The sequence below is a fragment of the Nocardia sp. NPDC057440 genome, from assembly GCF_042802915.1.
GTDB lineage: Bacteria > Actinomycetota > Actinomycetes > Mycobacteriales > Mycobacteriaceae > Nocardia.
The window spans coordinates 72,700-92,668 of sequence record NZ_JBHVDF010000010.1; the positions used below are offsets into that span (position 1 = coordinate 72,700).

The 19,969-nt window shown below is 67.8% G+C and carries 21 protein-coding genes and 1 pseudogene; 13 read left to right on the forward strand and 9 right to left on the reverse strand.

Going from position 1 to position 19,969, the window contains the following annotated elements; translation table 11 throughout:
- Positions 1-17: 17 nt before the first annotated feature.
- Complete coding sequence (locus ACFU4Z_RS21320) at positions 18-929, forward strand: inositol monophosphatase family protein (RefSeq protein WP_379065965.1); 912 nt, start codon at positions 18-20, stop codon at positions 927-929.
- A 60-nt stretch (positions 930-989) separates the two neighbouring features.
- Here ACFU4Z_RS21320 and cei read toward each other — a convergent pair whose 3' ends face one another.
- Complete coding sequence (gene cei / locus ACFU4Z_RS21325) at positions 990-1,670, reverse strand: envelope integrity protein Cei (RefSeq protein ID WP_379065561.1); 681 nt, start codon at positions 1,668-1,670, stop codon at positions 990-992.
- On the opposite strand from cei, the gene ACFU4Z_RS21330 reads away from it, so the two are divergent.
- Together ACFU4Z_RS21330 and ACFU4Z_RS21335 are read left to right on the forward strand one after the other, a co-directional pair.
- Positions 1,654-1,905 (forward strand): hypothetical protein, encoded by a 252-nt coding sequence (locus ACFU4Z_RS21330; RefSeq protein ID WP_379065563.1) that lies wholly within the window; start codon positions 1,654-1,656, stop codon positions 1,903-1,905. The two genes, cei and ACFU4Z_RS21330, sit on opposite strands and share 17 nt — an antisense overlap.
- Positions 1,906-2,046: 141 nt before the next feature.
- Positions 2,047-2,349 (forward strand): DUF4193 domain-containing protein, encoded by a 303-nt coding sequence (locus ACFU4Z_RS21335; protein ID WP_062988999.1) that lies wholly within the window; start codon positions 2,047-2,049, stop codon positions 2,347-2,349.
- 19 nt (positions 2,350-2,368) lie between these two features.
- Here the strand turns inward: ACFU4Z_RS21335 and ACFU4Z_RS21340 are convergent, their stop codons facing one another.
- Positions 2,369-2,902, reverse strand: a complete 534-nt coding sequence (locus ACFU4Z_RS21340; protein WP_379065565.1) for a DUF3093 domain-containing protein — start codon at positions 2,900-2,902, stop codon at positions 2,369-2,371.
- A gap of 52 nt (positions 2,903-2,954) precedes the next feature.
- Between ACFU4Z_RS21340 and dut the strand changes: the two genes are divergently transcribed.
- Positions 2,955-3,452 (forward strand): dUTP diphosphatase, encoded by a 498-nt coding sequence (gene dut, locus ACFU4Z_RS21345; RefSeq protein WP_379065567.1) that lies wholly within the window; start codon positions 2,955-2,957, stop codon positions 3,450-3,452.
- Positions 3,453-3,457: 5 nt separating this feature from the next.
- Positions 3,458-4,417 (forward strand): DUF3710 domain-containing protein, encoded by a 960-nt coding sequence (locus tag ACFU4Z_RS21350; RefSeq protein WP_379065967.1) that lies wholly within the window; start codon positions 3,458-3,460, stop codon positions 4,415-4,417.
- A 269-nt stretch (positions 4,418-4,686) separates the two neighbouring features.
- On the opposite strand, the gene ACFU4Z_RS21355 is transcribed toward ACFU4Z_RS21350, so the two are convergent.
- Positions 4,687-5,382: an alpha/beta fold hydrolase gene (locus tag ACFU4Z_RS21355; protein ID WP_379065569.1), complete on the reverse strand. Its 696-nt coding sequence runs from the start codon at positions 5,380-5,382 to the stop codon at positions 4,687-4,689.
- A 129-nt stretch (positions 5,383-5,511) separates the two neighbouring features.
- Here ACFU4Z_RS21355 and ACFU4Z_RS21360 point away from each other — a divergent pair, with 129 nt between their 5' ends.
- The 3 genes from ACFU4Z_RS21360 (at position 5,512) to ACFU4Z_RS21370 (ending at position 7,557) form a co-directional block, all read left to right on the forward strand.
- Positions 5,512-5,889 carry an OB-fold nucleic acid binding domain-containing protein gene (locus ACFU4Z_RS21360; RefSeq protein WP_379065571.1) on the forward strand — a complete coding sequence of 126 codons (378 nt, stop codon included), beginning with the start codon at positions 5,512-5,514 and terminating at the stop codon, positions 5,887-5,889.
- A 3-nt stretch (positions 5,890-5,892) separates the two neighbouring features.
- Positions 5,893-6,675, forward strand: coding sequence for a DUF3159 domain-containing protein (locus tag ACFU4Z_RS21365; protein WP_379065573.1), 783 nt, complete (start codon positions 5,893-5,895; stop codon positions 6,673-6,675).
- A gap of 249 nt (positions 6,676-6,924) precedes the next feature.
- Positions 6,925-7,557, forward strand: coding sequence for a sigma-70 family RNA polymerase sigma factor (locus ACFU4Z_RS21370; RefSeq protein WP_379065575.1), 633 nt, complete (start codon positions 6,925-6,927; stop codon positions 7,555-7,557).
- A gap of 40 nt (positions 7,558-7,597) precedes the next feature.
- On the opposite strand, the gene ACFU4Z_RS21375 is transcribed toward ACFU4Z_RS21370, so the two are convergent.
- Positions 7,598-8,269, reverse strand: coding sequence for a TrkA family potassium uptake protein (locus tag ACFU4Z_RS21375; protein ID WP_328403473.1), 672 nt, complete (start codon positions 8,267-8,269; stop codon positions 7,598-7,600).
- A gap of 2 nt (positions 8,270-8,271) precedes the next feature.
- Positions 8,272-8,937 (reverse strand): potassium channel family protein, encoded by a 666-nt coding sequence (locus ACFU4Z_RS21380; RefSeq protein WP_379065578.1) that lies wholly within the window; start codon positions 8,935-8,937, stop codon positions 8,272-8,274.
- 237 nt (positions 8,938-9,174) lie between these two features.
- On the opposite strand from ACFU4Z_RS21380, the gene ACFU4Z_RS21385 reads away from it, so the two are divergent.
- The 3 genes and pseudogenes from ACFU4Z_RS21385 to ACFU4Z_RS21395 all read left to right on the forward strand — a co-directional run bounded on the left by ACFU4Z_RS21385 (position 9,175) and on the right by ACFU4Z_RS21395 (position 12,875).
- Positions 9,175-11,166 (forward strand): APC family permease, encoded by a 1,992-nt coding sequence (locus tag ACFU4Z_RS21385; RefSeq protein ID WP_379065580.1) that lies wholly within the window; start codon positions 9,175-9,177, stop codon positions 11,164-11,166.
- Complete coding sequence (locus ACFU4Z_RS21390) at positions 11,163-12,551, forward strand: class I SAM-dependent RNA methyltransferase (protein WP_379065582.1); 1,389 nt, start codon at positions 11,163-11,165, stop codon at positions 12,549-12,551. Before ACFU4Z_RS21385 ends, ACFU4Z_RS21390 begins: the two co-directional genes overlap by 4 nt.
- 30 nt (positions 12,552-12,581) lie before the next feature.
- Positions 12,582-12,875: pseudogene (locus ACFU4Z_RS21395) on the forward strand (DUF1330 domain-containing protein).
- Between the two features lie 10 nt (positions 12,876-12,885).
- Here the strand turns inward: ACFU4Z_RS21395 and ACFU4Z_RS21400 are convergent.
- The 3 genes from ACFU4Z_RS21400 to glsA form a co-directional block, all read right to left on the reverse strand.
- Positions 12,886-13,689 (reverse strand): enoyl-CoA hydratase, encoded by an 804-nt coding sequence (locus tag ACFU4Z_RS21400; RefSeq protein ID WP_379065584.1) that lies wholly within the window; start codon positions 13,687-13,689, stop codon positions 12,886-12,888.
- 196 nt (positions 13,690-13,885) lie between these two features.
- The gene (locus ACFU4Z_RS21405; RefSeq protein ID WP_379065586.1) at positions 13,886-14,572 is read right to left on the reverse strand and encodes an SIMPL domain-containing protein; all 687 of its coding nucleotides are present in this window, start codon (positions 14,570-14,572) and stop codon (positions 13,886-13,888) included.
- An 80-nt stretch (positions 14,573-14,652) separates the two neighbouring features.
- Positions 14,653-16,521: a glutaminase A gene (glsA, locus tag ACFU4Z_RS21410; RefSeq protein ID WP_379065588.1), complete on the reverse strand. Its 1,869-nt coding sequence runs from the start codon at positions 16,519-16,521 to the stop codon at positions 14,653-14,655.
- A 279-nt stretch (positions 16,522-16,800) separates the two neighbouring features.
- On the opposite strand from glsA, the gene dxs reads away from it, so the two are divergent.
- On the forward strand, positions 16,801-18,696 hold the full coding sequence (dxs, locus tag ACFU4Z_RS21415; protein ID WP_379065590.1) for a 1-deoxy-D-xylulose-5-phosphate synthase: 1,896 nt from the start codon (positions 16,801-16,803) through the stop codon (positions 18,694-18,696).
- Positions 18,697-18,847: 151 nt separating this feature from the next.
- Here dxs and ACFU4Z_RS21420 read toward each other — a convergent pair whose 3' ends face one another.
- Positions 18,848-19,438 carry a CGNR zinc finger domain-containing protein gene (locus tag ACFU4Z_RS21420; RefSeq protein ID WP_379065592.1) on the reverse strand — a complete coding sequence of 197 codons (591 nt, stop codon included), beginning with the start codon at positions 19,436-19,438 and terminating at the stop codon, positions 18,848-18,850.
- Between the two features lie 104 nt (positions 19,439-19,542).
- Between ACFU4Z_RS21420 and ACFU4Z_RS21425 the strand changes: the two genes are divergently transcribed.
- Positions 19,543-19,959, forward strand: a complete 417-nt coding sequence (locus tag ACFU4Z_RS21425; protein WP_379065594.1) for an SRPBCC family protein — start codon at positions 19,543-19,545, stop codon at positions 19,957-19,959.
- Positions 19,960-19,969: the final 10 nt, after the last annotated feature.

Here is a 19,969-nt window from a genome sequence, read left to right on the forward strand (position 1 = left end):
TGGGGCGGACGGTCGCGGTGTGCGGTGCGGGGGGCCCCCGCCGGGGCCGGAGCGCCCCCGCCCCGCCCGGGGGCGGCGCGGCCGCGGGGTCCCGCCGGCCCCACCAGCGCGCGCCCCCCCCCCCCCCCCACGTCCGGGCGCGCCGTCCGGAGGTCTTCGGTCCGGACGGCGCGCGCGTCGCCGGTGACGTGCAGACGAAAGGACATCCCACCGACCCGGTGACCGTCGTGGACACCGAGACCGAAGAACTGATCCGCGAGCTGCTCGCCGACCTGCGCCCCGGCGACCCGATCCTCGGTGAGGAGGGCGGCGGCAGCCTGGCAGGCGGCGCACCGGACACGATCTACTGGGTGGTCGACCCGATCGATGGCACCGTCAATTTTCTCTACGGCATCCCGGGCTATGCCGTGTCGGTCGCCGCGGTCCGCGGCGGACGGCCCGTCGCGGGCGCGGTTGTCGATGTCGCGCGGGCATCGACCTACAGCGCCGGGCTCGGCCTCGGCGCGGTGCGCGAGGATGCCGACGGCACCGTCGAACAATTGCGCTGCACGCCGGTGGAGTCGATGTCGCTGGCATTGGTGGCCACCGGATTCGCCTATGGCACACACCGGCGCGCCAGGCAGGCCGCCTTGGTCGCCGAGGTGCTGCCGAACATTCGGGACATCCGGCGGTTCGGTGCGGCGGCCCTCGATTTGTGCCTGGTCGCGTCCGGCCGTGTCGATGCCTACTACGAGCACGGGCTCAATGCGTGGGACTGGGCGGCCGGGGCCCTGATCGCCGCGGAGGCGGGCGCGCGGCTCGTCCTGCCACCGGCCATCAACCCCGGCGCGGCAGGCGATCTGGTGGTCGCCATGGCCCCGGGAATCGCCGATGAGTTGACCGAGCTGCTCGATCGGGTCGGCGCCACCGACCCGATCCCGGACGCCTAGCGGACTCGGTGCGGCAGGCTCGGCGCTGAACGGTTCAGCGCCGAGCCGGGGACACGAGGTTCAGCAACGGCTCTTTCGTGCGGCCGCCAGCAGCGTGCCGTCGATCGACGGCGAACCACCCGGCGCCGGGTTCTTCAGCGAACGCAGCACCTCCTCGGCATCGGTACTCGGCCGCAGTGACTCACCGAACACCGAACCGAGCACCAGATCCACGGTGTCGTCGCCGCGCTGATCCTCGATCAGCTCAGCACACGGCGCGACCAGCTGTACGGAGGCGGCGGCCGGGCGGCCGTTCACACCGAAGCGGATCTGGCCGGTGCATTCCAGGTCACCGCTGACGTATACCTGATCGTTACCGAATTGCTGCCCAGGTGCGCTGGCGAAGCCGAGATCGCCGAGCGCCGTGGCGATGTGCGAGGCCTGGCCGCTCTTGTTGTTGGCATTGAGCACCCGGACCTTCGACGAGGCCAGCGGCGCCGGATCGACGTCCTGTAGCCGCGACGATCCGACCCGCTGCCCTAAGGGCGCAGGTGGCGGCGCTTTCGCGTCGGTTGCCGGGCTCGGAGAGTTGCACGACATGGCCGTGCTGCCGTCGTCCTCGGTCGTCAGAGCCCTGATCCACACAACTGTGCAGATCAGCACCAACACGCCGACCAGGATGAGCCATGGCTGATTACGCCGTCGGAGGAAGGGTTGACCCCGTTGATCCGTTGCGCTGCCTTCGGTGATCAGTGAAACCACCAGCACACTGTACGAAATTGTCTCGGTGACGGTGCGCAAGGTCTCGGCGAGTTCGACGAACGGTGTCGATTCGTCGTCGGTTTCGACTCGTCTGTGTTTTGATTGCGACTTTTGCCGCGCGGTCCGCTATTGTCTGGCGGCCCAGATCGAATCACTGGCGGCGAAAATGGTGGTCGGTCGCGGGAACAAGCAGGGCATGTCCTGCGTTCACCAAACGCTATCAGTGATGGGCTGAATGGGTCCGACCTGATAGGCGACCGGTGCACGTGTGATGTGCGCCACCGGCGGGGCGGTGCGGGTCAGCGCGATTCCGAGAGGAATCGGGACTGATGCGGCCGGTCCGGGATATACGGAGTAAGGACGAGGGGAAGACGACATGGCAACCGACTATGACGCACCGAGGCGCACCGAAACCGACGAAGTGTCGGAAGATTCGCTGGAGGAGCTGAAGGCTCGTCGCAACGAGGCACAGTCCGCCGTCGTGGATATCGACGAATCCGATACCGCGGAGTCGTTCGAGCTTCCCGGCGCGGACCTGTCCGAGGAAGTGCTGACGGTTCGAGTGATCCCGAAGCAGGCCGATGAGTTCACCTGTTCCAGCTGTTTCCTGGTTCATCACCGGAGCAGGCTGGCCAGCGAAAGCGGCGGTCAGTTGATTTGCATGGACTGCGCCGCCTGATCTCGTAGCGAGATCGAGGTCAGCCCGCGCTCGGCACACCAGGCCCCGTGCCAGGTATGCCAAGCGCGGCAAGGACCCGTTCGGGCCGTCGCGTACTGACCAGCCAGTACGGCGTCGGATCGTCCGGGTCATCGAGCACGAGCACGACCATCGGTCCGATCCACGGCCGATGTTGTACATAGGCGGCCGGGTCGAGCTGGCGACCCAGCGCCGCGCTTTTCGCTGTCGGCGCGACAGCTGCTGCGCGCGCCACAAAGGTCGCGGGCAGATGCGCGCGATCGACGCGCAGTTCCGGCGTGCCGGTCGAATCCGGCGCGACCTCCACCTGATGGCGGCTCAGCCACAACAGCACCCACACCGGCACCGGGAACAGCGCCACATACGGCAGCCACGCCCGGACTCCTGGAGCGCCCATATGGATTTCGGCGGCAAGCAGCCCGGTGATGGCGAAGGCCACCGGCCACCACCACAGCGGCACCCACAGGCGTTCGCGGTAGGGGTGCTGGCGGTTGTTTTCGTGGTCCGTCGTCGCGGGATTGGGCTGGTCCGACACGACTCAACACTAAGTCACGGTGGTCAGCGGCTTACGCGTAGGCTCGATCAACGTGAACGCACTTTCACCCATACCCTTGCTGCGGCTTGATCCCGGCATCCCCATGCCCGCGCGCGCCCATCACGGTGACGCGGGCGTGGATCTGTGCACCACGGAAGACGTCATCCTGGAGCCGGGCGAGCGGGTGCTCGTCGGCACCGGCGTCGCCGTCGCGCTGCCCGTGGGCACCGTCGGCCTCATCCATCCCCGGTCGGGCCTCGCGGCCAAAACCGGGCTGTCAGTGGTCAATACCCCCGGCACGGTCGACGCGGGGTATCGCGGTGAAATCAAGGTGTGCCTGATCAATCACGACCTGCGCACCCCGATCGAGCTGCGGCGCGGCGACCGGATCGCGCAGCTGCTCGTGCAGCGAGTGGAGCTGGTCGATTTCGTCGAGGTCGACACGCTCGACGACACCGCGCGCGGCGCGGGCGGATACGGCTCGAGCGGCGGTCACGCGAGTCTGACCGCGCAGGCCGATGGGGCGGGCTCGGCAGGTAAGGAGGCATGACAGCAATGTTCGGAAAGAAGAAGAAGTCCGACGACCGATATGCCGATGAGCTGTACGACGAGGGTGCCGAGTACATGGACGCCGCGTACGCGCAGCCGGGCTACGACGATGAGCCCATCACCGACGAAAACCCCATCATCCCGATCGATGAGCCCATCACCGACGAAAACCCCATCGTCCCAGCCGATTACGTCCCGGCCGCGTACGCCGCGGCCGACTACGACGATGCCGACTACGACGATGACGACTACGACGATGACGCCGACGCGCCGAAGTCCGGCCCCTACGACTACGGCGATGTCGCCGAGCTGCTCGAGGATGTGGCCGACCAGCGCCTCGACCTCGGGTCGGTGATTCTGCCGGTGCCGCCAGGCGGCCAGCTGCAGGTCGAGATGACTCCCGACGGCACCCCGCAGGCGGTGCACCTGGCCACCGAACACGGCCGGATCACCGTCGCGGCCTACGCGGCGCCGAAGTCGGCGGGCCAATGGCGCATGGTGGCAGCCGATCTCGCCGAATCGCTACGCAAGGACGGCGCCAGGGTCGCGGTCGAGACCGGACCGTGGGGCCGCGAGCTGCTCGCCATCACCGAGGGCGCGGATCTCCGATTCATCGGAGTCGACGGGCCTCGCTGGATGGTCCGCCTTGTCGCCGCGGGTCCGGCAGGCGCCGCCGAAGCGGACGGACCGCTGGTCGCGGCCGCGCGAGCTATCCTCAGCGAGACCGTGATTCGCCGCGGCGACGACCCGATGCCGGTGCGTGAACCCCTCGCCGTGGTGCTGCCGCAGGAACTGGCCGAGCAGCTCGCCGCCGCACATCAGCAGCAGGTGGAGGCGCAGCAGCAAGCCGCGGCCGCCCAAGCCGCGGCCCAGGCCACGCCCGCCACGGTGATCCCGCCGCGGATGCCGCAGGAACCCCGGCGTGGCGCCGACGGATCCGCGATGCAGCAGCTCGGCTTGAACTGATCTGTATCCGATTTGCAGCGCCTGCGGCGCTGCGTGTTCGCGGCCGGCGAAGGGGGGCGGGGCGGCGGCCGCGGCCCGCCGGTGCGGGGGGGCGCCGAGGGGGCCCGCCCGCGCGCCCTCGCGGCCCTTGTTGGCCGCCCGCGTGCGCCAAGCGGCGGCCGCCCCGGCCGCGAACGTCGCTCGTAAGACTCGCTCCCTCGCGGTAGGCCGAAGTGAACGTCGCTCGTAAGGTTCGCTCGCTCGCGGTAGGCCGCGGCTGTCAGTGTCGCTCAATTGAATGCGGACAGCCCGGTCTTCCCAAGGATCGCCGGATCTTCGCCCAGTTCGGCGAGGGTGATCCGGATCAGCTCGGAGCGAGGGATCAGCGTGGCCCATTCCTCGGCGACCGCGAGCGGGTGCACCGGGTCGTCGACCGCGGTGACCAGGGCGACCGGGACATCGAGAGTGGCGAGACGCTCGGTGCCCGGCCACTTGTAGTCGGCGGCCTCCTCGAGCGCGTCGGGCAGTTGCGGCCACTGGGCGCGCCACGACTGGGTGAGCGCATCGGCCAGCCAGCGTGGGCTGCTCGCTCGCATCCGCTCGATCACCGCGTCCAGACCGTCGGCCCGCAACTGTGCGGCCGTCGCGGCGGCGCTGAGCGCGGCGGGGCAGGTGGCGGTGTCGGATCCGGTCCACGCGGGCAGCGCCGCCACCACGCCGACGACGGCGTCGGGGTGTTCGGCCGCCCATTCCACGGCAATCGCGGCGCCGAGGGAGATTCCCGTCACCAGCACCGGTCCGGAGCGGGCCGCGGCGTCCAATGCCGCCCGGCACGATGCGACGACAGCGCCTGGGTCCGGTTCGACAGCCAGGAACGCGGTTTTGCGGGCTACGCAGGCAGGTTCGAACGCGCGGCGGGCGAAGTCGGCGTCGGATCCGGTGCCCGGCAGCGCGACGACAACCGCGGGAGAGGGGGTCTCGAACATCGGACCGAGCGTAGCGGGGGCAGGGTTGCCCATCTACAGTGGCGGGTATACGGCCAATAGCCGGTCGTTACCGGAAAACCACGATGGCGTGCAACCCACGTCGTCTTGCTCCATGCAGGAGAGCGTGCAATGCCATCCGCTGCCTCAGGTTATTTTCGCCGTTTGGGCCGCAGACTGACCGAGGACCTCGATCGGTTGGACGCCGAAGAACTCGCCGAGACAGCAGATGCCTCGGGAGCGTGTCGGGCATCGGAGTGTCGACGCGGTGACGAAGCCACCATGCTCGGCCGATTACGGAGTGTCGAGGCGTGTCCGAAGTCCGCGGGCGCCAGTGTTCAGGCAGAATTCTTCGATGGCACCGACGCCATCACCTTGGTGTGGATCGGGCGCAGGCGAATTCCCGGGATCGAGCCGGGCAGGCGCATCCTGGTCCGTGGCCGGGTCGGCGACCGGGACGGCCGCAAGGTGATCTACAACCCCTACTACGAATTGCGCGGGAACAGCTGACGTATGCCATCGAGCAACGAGAACGCCGCCGACAAGTCGATCGATACCGGGATGCGTGAGCCCGCCGAACCCGGTGCGGTGGTGAAGGACGCGCCGCGCGCCGCGGTCGATTCCGGTCGGCACCGGCAGGCAGATCCCGCGCGACCGCTCGACCAGACAGCGGACACGGTCGAGCAGACGCTGCTCGAGCAGCTGGGCGGCTTCAGCGGCCTGATCTATTCGACGCTGCCGGTCCTCGTGTTCGTCCCCGTGAACACCGTCGCCGGTCTCACCGCGGCGATCTGGGCGGCCCTTGGCGTGGCCGCCGCGATTCTCATCTGGCGCCTGATACGCCGCAGCCCGATTCAACCTGCTATCTCCGGGTTTGTCGGTGTCGGCATCTGCGCGTTCATCGCCTACCGCATGGGCGAAGCGAAGGGCTTCTTCCTGTTCGGCATCTACACCAGCCTCGTGTATGCCGGCGTCTTCTTGGTGTCGATGCTGGTGCGCCGGCCGTTGGTGGGCGTCATCTGGGGCGTGTTGAACGGGCACGGCTCCGACTGGCGGACCGATCGGCGCGTGGTGCGCCTCTACGACGTCGCGACCACTATCTGGGTGCTGGTGTTCGCGGCCCGCTACCTGGTGCAGTCGCAGCTCTACGACTCCGACCACACCGGCTGGCTTGCCGCGGCCCGTATCGCGATGGGGTGGCCACTGACGGCGGTCGCGCTGGCCGTCACCGTGTGGGCGGTGCGCAGGGCCGGGCACACGCCGGTCCGCCGCGCGACGACTGCCGAAGCTGCCTGAGGGCCCGCCACGGGATCGGCCCGAGTATTCACGCGGTCGCAGTGCCCGTGGGATTCCGCGCCGGTCGCGACCTCGTGGGATTCCGCGACCGTGGCGGTCCGGTGCGGCCGGGGATTCACACAGGGGTGAGGTAACACGCACCGCGGAGGTGGGGGAGTACCCACCCTGGGGTTACTGGTTGGAACGCCGAGTTCATCAGACGATCGTTGCGAGACAAAAAAGCGCAACATCGGCGAAAGGACTCGGAAGATGGCTACCGAGCACAACATTGCGGCACTGTCGAAGACCCGCGGGCACAACAGCCCGGCATTCTCGGAGAGCCGCCGAATCTCCGCGGAGCTCGACACCTGGATCGGACCCGCCGCGGCGGGCGACCGGCAGGCCGTCACCGAGATCGTGCGCCTGGTCCATCCGCTGGTTCGCCGGTATTGCGGTGCGCGCCTGGGCAATACCTCACACCTGCACGTCACTGCCGACGATGTGGTGCAGGAAATTCTGATGGCCACCGTCAACGCCATCCCGCGTTACCGGGATCAGGGAAAGTCGTTCCTGGCCTTCGTGTACGGGATCGCGGCGAACAAGGTCGCCGACGCGTTCCGGCGTTCGCAGATGCACCCGAGCTACCCGGTGGCCGACGTGCCGGACACGGTCTCGACCGCGGCGGGCCCGGAGGAATGGGCGTTGGCGTCCGAACGTCGCGACGTGACAAGGGAATTGATGAAGATTCTGGCGCCCGCGCACCGCGAAGTGCTGGTCATGCGGATCGTGCTCGGCTGGAGCGCCGCGCAGACCGCGGAGGCGATCGGCACCAGCCCCGGCGTGGTTCGGGTGATGCAGCACCGCGCGCTCAACAAGCTGCGCGCCGAGCTCGCCGCTGCCTGACACGGCCGGATCCGCGTAGGCATCCGGCCCTATCGGGGTGTTATGGCTTGATGCCGTGGTGGGCCAGCGCCACCCGCAGATCTTCTTCGGCCTCCACGGAGGTCACGAACAGCAGCTCGTCGTCGCCCTCGAACGGGTCGTCGGGCTGCGGCACGATCACCCGGCCGCCACGCAGGATCGTCACCAGCGCGGCGTCGCGCGGCAAGGTGAGTGTGCGCACCGGTTTGCCTGCCAGCGCGGTGTCGGCGGGCAGGGTGATCTCGACGAGATTGGCCTGACCCTGTCGCAGCGTCATCAGCCGGACCAGGTCGCCGACCGACACCGCCTCCTCGACCAGCGAGGCGAGCAGCCGCGGCGTCGACACGGCGACATCGACGCCCCAGGAGGGGTCGAAGAGCCATTCGTTGCGCGGGTCGTTGACCCTGGCCACTACGCGGCGCACCCCGAACTCGGTCTTGGCGAGCAGGGCATGCACCAGATTTGCCTTGTCGTCGCCGGTGGCGGCGATGACGACCTCGTAGGTCTCCAGCCCCGCGTCCTCGAGCAGCGCGAGCTCACAGGCGTCGGCATGCACCCACACGGCGTCCGGGATGGCGGTCGGGTCGATGTGATCGAGCTGACGTTCGAGCAGCATCACGCGGTGGCCGCCGCGCAGGAGCTCCCTGGCTATCGATCGGCCAACGGCGCCGGCTCCGGCGATCGCCACTTTCATGTTCAGTCCTCGCTTGCTGGGGGCTTACCGGCCAATGCGACGGCCTCGCCGACGCTGCCGGAGGTGGCGGCGACGTAGACGATGTCGTCGGCCTGAACCATGGTTTTGCTGTCGGGCAACAGCCCTTGACCGAATCGGATGATGAACGCCACCCTGGCGCCGACGGCGCGTTCCAGATCGCGCACCGTGCGGCCGTACCACTCCTCGTGCAGCGCCAGCTGGGCCACGGCGACAGTGCCGGTGGGGTCGCGCCAGGTGGTGGTGCCGCTGTCGCCGATGAGCGCGGTAAGGAACCGGTCGGTCGTCCACGGCACCGTGGCGATCGTCGGAATACCGAGCCGTTCATAGACCGCGGCGCGTTTCGCGTCGTAGATGCGGGCGACGACGCGCTCGACGCCGAAGGTTTCGCGAGCGACGCGCGCCGAGATGATGTTGGAGTTGTCGCCGGAGGACACCGCGGCGAACGCGTCCGCACGCTCTATTCCGGAGCGAACCAGCACGTCCCTGTCGAACCCGACGCCGACGATCTGTTCACCTGGGAAGTCCTCGCCGAGACGCAGGAAGGCGCTCGGGTCCCGGTCGATCACCGTGACCTCGTGACCTACCCGGACCAGGGCGCGTGCCAGCGACGAACCCACGCGCCCGCACCCCATGATCACTACGTACACCGTGCAACCTCGTTCCTGGAAACGATCCAACAGCCGGACAAGGTCCGTCGACACCTGTGGCGTCGAGCCGAGCGAAGGCGATGCAGCCGTTCGTGCCGTTCGGTCTGCTTGTCTTCGGCAAAACCGTACCCGCCGAGAGCGTCCATGGCCCACTTTCCCCCTCTGACCGGAAGTCAAACCTGCGACGCGGGCCGCCCCCAGGCGCGATCAACCGTTCGGGGATCTATGCTCGCTCCAGTGTCCAAGTTGACGACGGCAGCCAAACGGGTGCTGCTGGGTAGGCCTTTCCGTAGCGATTCGCTGGGCCACACCCTGCTGCCGAAGCGAATCGCGCTCCCTGTGTTCGCCTCCGATGCCATGTCGTCGGTTGCGTACGCGCCAGAGGAAATCTTTCTGACCCTGTCGGTGGCCGGAATTTCGGCCTACGTGTACGCCCCGTGGGTCGGACTCGCGGTCGCCTTCGTCATGGCCGTGGTGGTGGCCAGCTACCGGCAGAACGTGCACGCCTATCCGTCCGGCGGTGGTGACTACGAGGTTGCCACCACCAATCTCGGCCCCAATGCCGGGCTCACCGTCGGCAGCGCATTGCTCGTCGACTATGTGCTCACTGTCGCGGTGTCGATCTCTTCCGCGGCCTCCAATATCGGATCGGCGATCCCGTTCGTGGATACGCACAAGGTGTTGTTCGCCGTGGTCGCCATTGCCGTGCTGACCGCGATCAACCTGCGCGGCGTGCGCGAGTCGGGCACCGCGTTCGCGATTCCGACCTATGCGTTCATCATCGGCATGTTCGCGATGCTCGCGTGGGGGATGTTCCGAATCTTCGTCCTCGGTGACGACCTGCAGGCGGAATCGGCGGGCTTCCAGCTCAACGCCGAGGAGGAGCACCTCTATGGTCTCGCGTTCGCCTTCCTGATCGCGCGCTCGTTCTCCTCCGGCTGTGCCGCGCTCACCGGTGTCGAGGCGATCAGCAACGGGGTGCCCGCCTTCCGGAAGCCGAAGTCGCGCAATGCCGCAACCACCCTACTGATGCTCGGGACCATCGCGATCGTGCTGTTGATGGGCATCATCATCCTGGCCCAGAAGATCGGGATCGTCTACGCGCACAACGTGTCCGAGCTGTCCGGCGCGCCTGCCGACTACCATCAGAAGACGCTCATCGCGCAGCTCGCCGAGACGGTGTTCCACGGGTTCCCGATCGGCTTCTTCTTCATCACGAGTGTGACGGCGCTGATCCTCGTGCTCGCCGCCAATACGGCGTTCAACGGATTCCCGGTGCTCGGCTCGATTCTGGCGCAAGACCGCTACCTGCCCCGGCAGTTGCACACCCGTGGCGACCGGCTCGCCTTCAGCAACGGCATTCTGTTCCTCTCCGGTGCCGCCATCGCGTTCGTCGTGCTGTTCGGCGCCGAGGTGACCAAGCTGATCCAGCTCTACATCGTGGGTGTGTTCGTATCGTTCGTGCTCAGCCAGACGGGCATGCTGCGGCACTGGACGCGCTTACTGCGCACCGAAACCGATCCGGCGCAGCGTGCCAGGATGATGCGCTCACGAGTGATCAACGCGATCGGGCTCACCGCGACCGGCGCGGTGTTGGTCATCGTGCTCATCACGAAGTTCTTCGCGGGGGCCTACATCGCCATCTTCACCATGGTCGCGATCTTCGTGGTGATGAAAATGATTCGCCGCCACTACGACTCGGTCTCGCGCGAGCTGGACGAACACGAGTGGGACGGTGTACTGCCCAGCCGCTCGCATTCGATCGTGCTGGTGTCCCGACTGCACCTGCCGACCAGGAGGGCGCTGGCCTACGCTCGTGCCACCCGCCCTGACACCCTGGAGGCGGTGACGGTGAACGTCGACGAAGCCGACACCAGGGGGCTGGTCCGGGAATGGGAGCAGAGCGATATCAATGTGCCGCTCAAGGTGATCGAATCGCCGTACCGCGAAATCACCAAACCGGTGCTCGATTACGTGAAGCGGGTGCGCAAGGATTCGCCGCGTGATGTGGTGACGGTGTTCATTCCGGAGTACGTGGTCGGGCACTGGTGGGAACAGGTGCTGCACAACCAGAGCGCGTTGCGGCTCAAGGGCAGGCTGCTTTTCGAGCCGGGGGTGATGGTGACCAGCGTGCCGTGGCAGCTGAGTTCCTCCACCCGGGCGCGGCAGGCAGGCGTGATCAACGCGCCGGGTGCGGTGCGACGTGGGTACGAGGACAGGACCGGATGACCGACTGGCGCAACACCACCTTCGAGGTGCGGCTCGGCCCGCCGGGACACGGCGGCTTCTGTGTGGCACGCCACGACGGGCGAGTTGTTTTCGTCCGGCACGGACTCCCCGGTGAGCTGGCGCGGGTCCGGGTTACCGAAGACCGCGGCGGTTCGTTCTGCCGGGCCGACGCGATCGATATCCTCGAAGCGTCACCGGATCGGGTTCCCGCGACCTGCCCGGTGTCGGGACCGGGCGGCGCGGGCTGCTGCGACTTCTCCTTTGCCACACCGGCAGCGCAGCGGGCATTGAAGGCGATGGTCGTCGCCGAGCAGTTGCGTCGGATCGCCGGCGTGGAGCGGGAGATCACCGTGGAGCCGATCACCGGCTCCACCGACGAGATCGGCGGTTGGCGCACCCGGGTTCGATTGGTGGTCGACGCGCAGGGCCGGGCCGGAGTGCACCGGCTGCGCAGCACCGACGTGATCGCCGATCTGCGTTGCCCGCAACCGGTTCCCGGCGCGTTGGACGGAGTGGCCGAGCAATCCTGGACACCCGGCGCGGATCTGGTGATCGCGGTCGACGGCGACGGAGTGCGGCATATCGTCGAACTCGAGGTGCCGGTGCCGGTTTCGGCGGGTGGTCGCGGGGACGACCGGCGCGGCAGCGAGCGGCCACGGAGTAACGAGCGTGGCGGTGAGCGTCGTGGCAGGCGCGACAGCGGGCGACCCGACCGGCGGGCGCTGCGCAATGGCGAGGCGCAGGCGGGCGAACGGCGCAGCGCGTCGGCGCGTCGCGCGGCGACGCATGCGCCACGCGAGGAGTCGGTGCTGGACGGCACCGGGCGCGCGGTCGAGTACGTGGCCGATCGGCGCTGGGAACTATCGGCGACCGGCTTCTGGCAGGCGCATCATGGTGCCGCGCAATGCTATTCGGACATTGTGGCCGAGTGGTCCGGCCTGGGTTCCGGCGATCTCGCCTGGGATCTGTACAGCGGCACCGGGGTTTTCGCGGCCCGGCTGGCCGACCAGGTCGGTCCGGATGGATCGGTGCTCGCCGCGGAATCCGCCCGCACCGCCGTCGCCGACGGCAACGCGGCCCTGCTGGACCTGCCCTGGGTGGATCTGCGCGCGGACCGGGTCGAGCGCTGGCTGACCGAACAGGGCAGTGCCGCACCGGAAGTGGTGGTGCTCGATCCGCCGCGCACCGGCGCGGGCAAGGAAGTCGTCTCGGCACTGACCCAGCACGATCCCGCCCGCATCATCCACATCGGCTGCGACCCGGCCGCTTTCGCCCGCGACCTCGGGCTGTACCAGTCGGCGGGCTATCAGCTCACCGGGCTGCGGGCTTTCGACGCGTTCCCGGCCACTCACCATGTCGAATGTCTCGCGCTGTTGGAGCGTTGATCGTCCGGTCGGCGGCATAGAGTCGCGCCCATGACCGTGTACGTCGACGCGCAGCTGAAGTTCTCCGATCGTGCCGCCTATGACCGCTACCAGGCGCGCTTCATGGAGATCTTCGTTCGATACTCGGGCACGCTGCTTGCTGCCGATGAGAGCCCGCAGGTGATCGAGGGGTAATCGGATCGGGAGAAGGTCGTGTTGATGTCCTTCCCCGATGAGTCGGCGTTCCAGGAGTGGGCGCAGTCACCGGAATACCTGAAGATCTCCGAAGACCGGATTGCCGGCACGGAAACGGTGACCTTGTTGGTGAAAGGTCTCGGGCGCTAGTAGTAGACGGTCAGTCTTCGTAGCTGGGCGGGCGGCGGTCGCGGCGCGCGCGGATGGCTTCGTCGAAATTGCCGGTGGTGAGTCGGACGTAGAGCTGCGCCATGCCCTCATGCTGCATCTGGGATTCGAAACTGCCCGCCTCCATGCCGCTCCACAGCATGCGTTTGGTGAGCTCCGTGCCGACCCGACTGAAGCTGATGATCCGCTCGGCCAGGTCGTAACAGGTTTCCAGGAGTTTCGTGGTCGGCACGGTGCGGGAGACCAGGCCGATGCGCTCGGCCTCGGCGGCATCGACGTCGCGTCCGGACAGCATGATCTCGAAGGCACGGGAGGAGCCGATGGCACGAGGCAGCAGATAGCTGATGCCCAGTTCCGCGGACGTGAGCCCATTGTTGATCCCCGCCGCCCGGAAGTAGGCGTCCTCGCCCGCGATCCGGATGTCGGTGGCGACGCTCAGACAGAAGCCACCGCCGATCGCCGCGCCGTTGATCGCACCGATGACCGGTTGGTTCATGCGCCGCAGGGTGATCATCACGTCGTTCAGCAGATCCATCGAGCGCCGCGCGACGCTGGTGACGGTCAGTCCCTCGGTATCGGGCACCTTCCCCGCACTCTGTAGATCCGCGCCGGAACAGAAACCGTGCCCTGCTCCCGTGAGTACCACGACCCGCACGTCGTTGTCGGCACTGACCTCCTCGAGCGCCTCGCGCAGCGGAATCATCACATCGAAGGCCATCGCGTTCATCCGATCCGGCCGGTTCAGCGTCACCAGGGCGACGTGTGGGCGCGGTTTATCGATGAGCACGAACGACATGCGAAATCCTCACCCGGCAGCTGTGACGGTGGCCACCGATTTCTCAATATAGGCGAGGACATCGCCGTGCCGTGGCAAATCCGACCGACCGACCGGCTTCCCGGAATGCGCTGCCGCCTCGGATATCTCGCGGCCGCACAGCCTCCAACCGGTGGCCGCCGCGTTGCTCGATGCCGCCGATCGGTTCGGTGGCGGTCTAGTCGAGCTGCCAGGTGGCGCGGAGGGCGGCACTGATTTCGGATTCGCCGAGCTCGACCGGTACCGGAGCCGCGCCATAGGCGGCGTCCATGGGCGCGGACATCGCTTGGAGGCGAGGGTAGGCCTGCGGTGCCGAGGTGGTGTTCTCGGTGATTTCGAGTACCGGCCCGAGCGTGCGGCCCGCGCGGGCGGCATATTGCTCGGCCTTGGCGAGCGCGTTGTCCCATGCCGCGTCGCGCGCCCGGGTGAGCAGGCTTTCCTGATCGGCGAATGTCAGGGTGAGGCCGCCCAACCGGACATCGTCGCCGCCCGCATCGACGGCGTTGGCGATGATGGTGGCCGGTCCGGGATCGGCGTTCTCGCCGATATCGCGCAGCACCACGGTCAGGTCGGTCGTTGCGAGATAGCCGGTGATCTTCGAACCGCCACCTTCGATCCAGACGGTCTCGGTGCGCACCGACAGGCCGCTCGTGGCGATGTCGGCCCCCGAAACCCCGTCGGAGCGCAGCGAATCGGTGACGGCGGCGACCCGCTCACCGGCCTGCCCGTACGCGAGCGCGACCTTGCTCGCCCGCGTTTCGATCGAGATGGTCACGCGCATGAGGTCGGGAGTGGCGCGGGCGCTGCCGCTCCCGAAGGTGGTCACCGCGCCCGTGGCGGCTTCGTCGGATTTCTTCTTGCTCACGGCGCTCTCCTGACTCGGTGGGATCGTGGTCTCGCAGGGCTCAACGGGCGATACCGCGCACATGTCCCCGCCCGCCGAACTCAATAGTCGCCACCGCGGACCGCGATCGCGCGCACGGCGGCGTCCATCTGCGCGTACGCGCCCGCGGCCAGGCGCTCGAGCAGCGCAAGTTTCAGCTCGGGCGCCTTCTCGGTGAGCACGTCGAAACGCTCCGGACTCAGCACCGCGACCCGCACACCGCTCTCCGCGCGCGCTTCGTTGACGAACGGTGTGCCGACCAGCATCGGGATCTCGCCGAACGACATCCCTGCCGACAGCGACACCAACCGGTGCGTACGCCCGTCGTCGGCGCCCTCGAAGGTGATCCGCACCCGCCCCTCCAGGATCAGGTACAGGCCCGAGCGGGTGCTGCCGCGGCGCGCGATCACTTCACCGCGGGCGATGGTGCGCACCTCGAAATCCTTGGCCAGGCGTGCCCGGTTGTCAGGGTTCAGTGCGGCGAGCGCGGGATGGTCCTCGATCGGAATGGAGGTGCACGCCGGTTCGTCAGCGGGCCGGTACCGGTCGAGCACGATGTCCTCGCACCATTCGGTGGCGGTGTCGCGGTCGACGAAGACGCGTCCGCGCGGATCATTCGGAACCAGGCTCGAGACCAGGTGGCCCATCGTGCCGTCGGGATCGACGATGGCGACGCGGCAGCCCGCCGCGGCGAGTTCGTTCTGCAGTTCGTCGAGCATGTGCACCGCGATCTCGCTCACCTCGCCCACCCGGCGCAGGTCGACGACCAGCGCCGCCAACTCGCCCGACTGCTCCTCGATGGCCCGCACGGCACGTTCGGCACCCGCGAACAGGAGGTCGCCGTGCAGCTCGTACACGCGAGCGCGGTCACCGTGCTCGGCGAGCACCGCCATCTCCTCGGTGGTGCGCCGAAGTCGCGAGGGCGCCTCGGCCACCGAGTACGCGGCCCGGATCGCGGTGCGCCCGGATCGCGTCACGTGCAGGAAGTGCAGTTCCAGTCGTTTCGACAGCGCACGGCATGCGGCAACGCCGCGCACGCTGTTGCCGTGCTCGTCCAGCCGAGGGGAGTAGACGGCGATCCCGATCTGACCGGGCAACACCGCGAGTATCCCGCCGCCGACACCGCTCTTGGCAGGCAGTCCGACCGTGGTCACCCAGTCGCCCGCGGCGTTGTACATGCCGCAGGTGGTCATGACGCTGAGCACCTGCTCGGTCAGCGCGACCGACAATGCGCGCTCGCGGGTCACCGGGTTGAGACCGTTGTTGGCCAGCGTCGCCGCCATCAGCGCGAGGTCGCGGCAGGTGACATCGAGCGAGCACTGCCGGAAATACCGATCGACCGCCTCGTCCGGATCGGAGTCGATGATGCCGAAGGAGCGCAGCATGTAGCCGATGGCGCGATTGCGGAAGCCGGTGCGTGCCTCGGAGGCGTACACCGCCTCGTTCATCGTCAGCTCGCGTCCGGCGAATCGGGAGTAGCAGCGCCGGATGCGTTCGAACTTGTCGGTGGGATCGTCGCCGGTGACCAGGGACGCGGCGGTGATGGCGCCCGCGTTGATCATCGGATTGCGCGGTCGCTCGGTCACCGGGTCCAGGCTGATCTCGTTGAACGGCTCGCCGGAGGGTTCCACATCGATGCGCTCGGCGACCGCGGCGGGGCCCTTGTCGGCCAGGGCGAGCGCGTAAGTGAACGGTTTGGAAATGGATTGGATGGTGAACATGGTGGCGACGTCGCCCGCGCCGTAGAACCGGCCGTCCGCGGTGGCCAGGCACACGGCGAACGAATCAGGTTGGACCGCAGCGAGTTCCGGAATGTAATCGGCCAGTGCGCCGGATTCGTCGGCGCGGTACAGCTGGTATACGTCGGCGACCAGGCGTGCCACGACGCCGGGTTCGACCGCCTGCGGAACCTTCTGCTCGGGCTCGGCCACACGATCACTGTAGGCGCGGTAGCGTATGTGCCGTGGTCGATCCTTCGTCCGCTGAGCGCGTGTCTTCGGATGGATTTTCTCCGGCCGCCACGCCGCGCCGCGGTGGGATGTTCGTCCACGCTCGTTTCTCCGGACAGGTGCTTTTCGTCCGGCGATTCGTGTGGAGACTCACATTTCAGCGCCATGTCGGCAGGTGAGGTGCTGTCGTCGTGCGGGGGCGCCACCGCGGCTCCGTAGACTGTTCGGATCAGATGCACTATCCGGAGGGAGCGAGTTCAGGTGGGAGTGCTTTCCCGGGTCGATGCGCCCGAAGACCTGCGCCGGCTGAATGTGGCCGAGCTGCGGGAGCTTGCGGCGGAGATTCGCGAGTTCCTGGTCGAGAAGGTCGCGGCGACCGGTGGTCACCTCGGACCCAATCTCGGTGTGGTGGAACTGACCATCGCTCTGCACAGGGTCTTCGATTCGCCGGCCGATCCGTTGATCTTCGACACCGGGCATCAGGCCTATGTGCACAAGATCCTGACCGGCCGCAAGGGTCAGTTCGATGCGCTGCGCACGCGGGGTGGGCTGTCCGGCTACCCGAGCCGGGCCGAGAGCGTGCACGACTGGGTGGAGTCCTCGCACGCCTCGGCGTCGTTGTCGTACGCCGATGGCCTCGCGAAAGCGTTCGCGCTGACGGGCCAAGATCGGCATGTGGTCGCGGTCGTCGGTGACGGCGCGCTCACCGGCGGCATGTGCTGGGAGGCGCTCAACAACATTGCCGCAGCTCCCGATCGTCCGGTGGTCGTGGTGGTCAACGACAACGGCCGCTCCTACGCGCCCACCATCGGCGGCCTCGCCGACCGGCTGACCGCGCTGCGCACCCAGCCTGCCTACGAGCACGCGCTGGATGCGGGCAAGCGGATCCTCAAGAGCATCCCGCGCGTCGGCGAATCCGCGTACTCGATGGTGCACGCGGTGAAGGCCGGGATCAAAGACGCCGTCAGCCCCCAGGAGCTGTTCAGCGATCTAGGACTCAAGTACGTCGGCCCCGTCGACGGCCACGACGGTGTCGCGCTGGAAGCAGCCCTGCGCAGGGCGAAGGATTTCGGCGGTCCGGTCGTCGTCCATGTGGTGACGCAGAAGGGCCGTGGGTACTCACACGCCGAGAACCACGAAGCCGATCAGATGCATGCGTGCGATCCGATCGACCCGCTGACGGGCCGGCCGCTCGGCGCCAAGGCTCGCGGCTGGACAGCGGTGTTCTCCGAGGAGTTGATCGCGCACGCGGAACGCCGCGATGACATCGTGGCCATCACCGCGGCCATGCCGGGGCCGACCGGCCTCTCCGCATTCGGTGAGCGTTTCCCGGACCGGATGTTCGACGTCGGTATCGCCGAGCAGCACGCCATGGCCTCCGCCGCGGGTCTCGCGCTCGGCGGCATGCACCCGGTGGTCGCCATCTACTCCACTTTCCTCAACCGCGCCTTCGATCAGCTGCTGATGGATGTCGCCCTGCTGAAGCAGCCGGTCACCGTGGTGCTCGACCGTGCAGGCATCACCGGAAGTGATGGCGCCAGCCACAACGGCATGTGGGACCTCTCGGTACTGGGCATCATCCCCGGCATCCGTGTGGCCGCCCCGCGCGATGCGGGCACCCTGCGCGAGGAACTCGCCGAGGCGCTGGCCATCAGTGACGGCCCGACCGCCATCCGCTTCCCGAAGGGCAGCGTCGTCGAAGATATTTCGGCCGTCGAACGTCTCGAGGGCGTCGACGTCCTTCGCCTGCCCGACCAGGACGGCGGCTCCGCCCAGACCCAGCGTGGCGACGTCCTGCTCGTCGCCGTCGGCCCCTTCGCCGAGCTGGCCCTACAGGTAGCGGATCTGCTACAGCCAGAGGGTATTTCGATCACCGTCATCGATCCTCGCTGGGTCCTCCCGGTGTCCGACACCATCGTCAAGCTCGCCGAAAACTACCGCCTTCTGGTCACTCTCGAAGACGGCGGTCTGCACGGCGGCATCGGCTCCACCATCTCCGCCCGCCTCCGCGGCGCGGGCCTGGACGTCCCGACCCGCGATCTCGGTGTCCCCCAACACTTCCTGGACCATGCTTCGCGCAACCAGATCCACGAGGAATTGGGCCTGACGGCTCCCGATATCGCCCGCCGCATCACCGGTTGGCTCGACGCCCGCTGACCGCGGCGGCCTGGGCGCGTTGTCCCCATCATGAGGTGAGTGGCACGTCATCAGGAGTGCCACTCAGGATGGTTGCCGCAGCCGTGCCCCTCGTCGGGAGTCGAGTGCCGGGCGGTTGTCTGGTTCGTGCCTGCGGGAGTGGGCTCGGAAGCTATCGCGCGGAGTTGCGGCGATGGGAGGCGCGGACTTTCACGCGGTTGCCGCAGACGTTCATCGAGCACCAGGTGCGACCGCGGTTGCGGGAGTGGTCGTAGAAGGCCCAGCGGCAGCTTGGTTCGCGGCAGGTCTTGAGGCGCGACCAGGTGCCTGCGGCGACGGCGGTCGCGATGTCGGCGAGCAGGGTGGCTAGGGCGGTATCGACCGATCCGTGGGTGGCGGGGACCAGGGTCGGTGGCGTGCTGGTGACGTCGAGTGTCAGGGGGAGTTCTGCCGTCATGGCTGACAGTTCGGCATGTGCTGCGGGGTCGAGTCCGTCGGGTCGTGGGCTGCTGACGGGGCCGGCATTGTTCTGAGCGAGCATGGCGCGCAGTCCTTCTCGGACGCGGGCGGCGCGGTCGCGTTCGTGCGCGGTGACGGCAGTGTCTGGCGGCAGTAGCGCGTGGTCGCGCAGCCAGGCGGCCAACTGATCCGGGGTGCCGATGGCGTCGCCGTCGGCGCGGCGGGTGTTGACGAATTCCACCAGTCGACGCATCGCGGCGGGTGTGAGGTCATCGGCGGCCGTGGTCTCGGCTCTGGCGGGCATGACTACATAATAACTACCTATTGACGATAGGAGGTTAACTAACTACCGTTCACCTAACGCCAGTTATGGGGCTTCACGCCCGCACAGAAACAGGAGAGTTCGCCATGGGATCGATCAAGAAGGAGATCGTCGTCGAGGCCCACGTCGATGACGTATGGGCGATCATCCGCGACTTCGGCCAGGGCCCGATTCGCATGGCGCCCGGTTACGTCACCGAGTGTCGGCTCGATGGTCCCGGAGTTCGGGTGGCCACGTTCGTGAACGGAACGGTGCTGCGTGAGCGTCTGATCGCGCTGGACGAGGCGGAGCGCCGTTTCGTGTACTCCATCGTCGGCGACAGCGTCACCCCGCAGCACAACAATGCGTCGATGCAGGTCTTCCCGCACGACAACGGCAGCCGATTCGTCTGGATCCACGATGTGCTGCCCGACGAACTCGCGGTCGCGTTCGGTGTGGGCATGGACGAAGGTTTGCGGGTCTTCAAGGAAACCGTCGAAGCCGCGGTCACCGCCAATTCCTGACCTGTGCTGC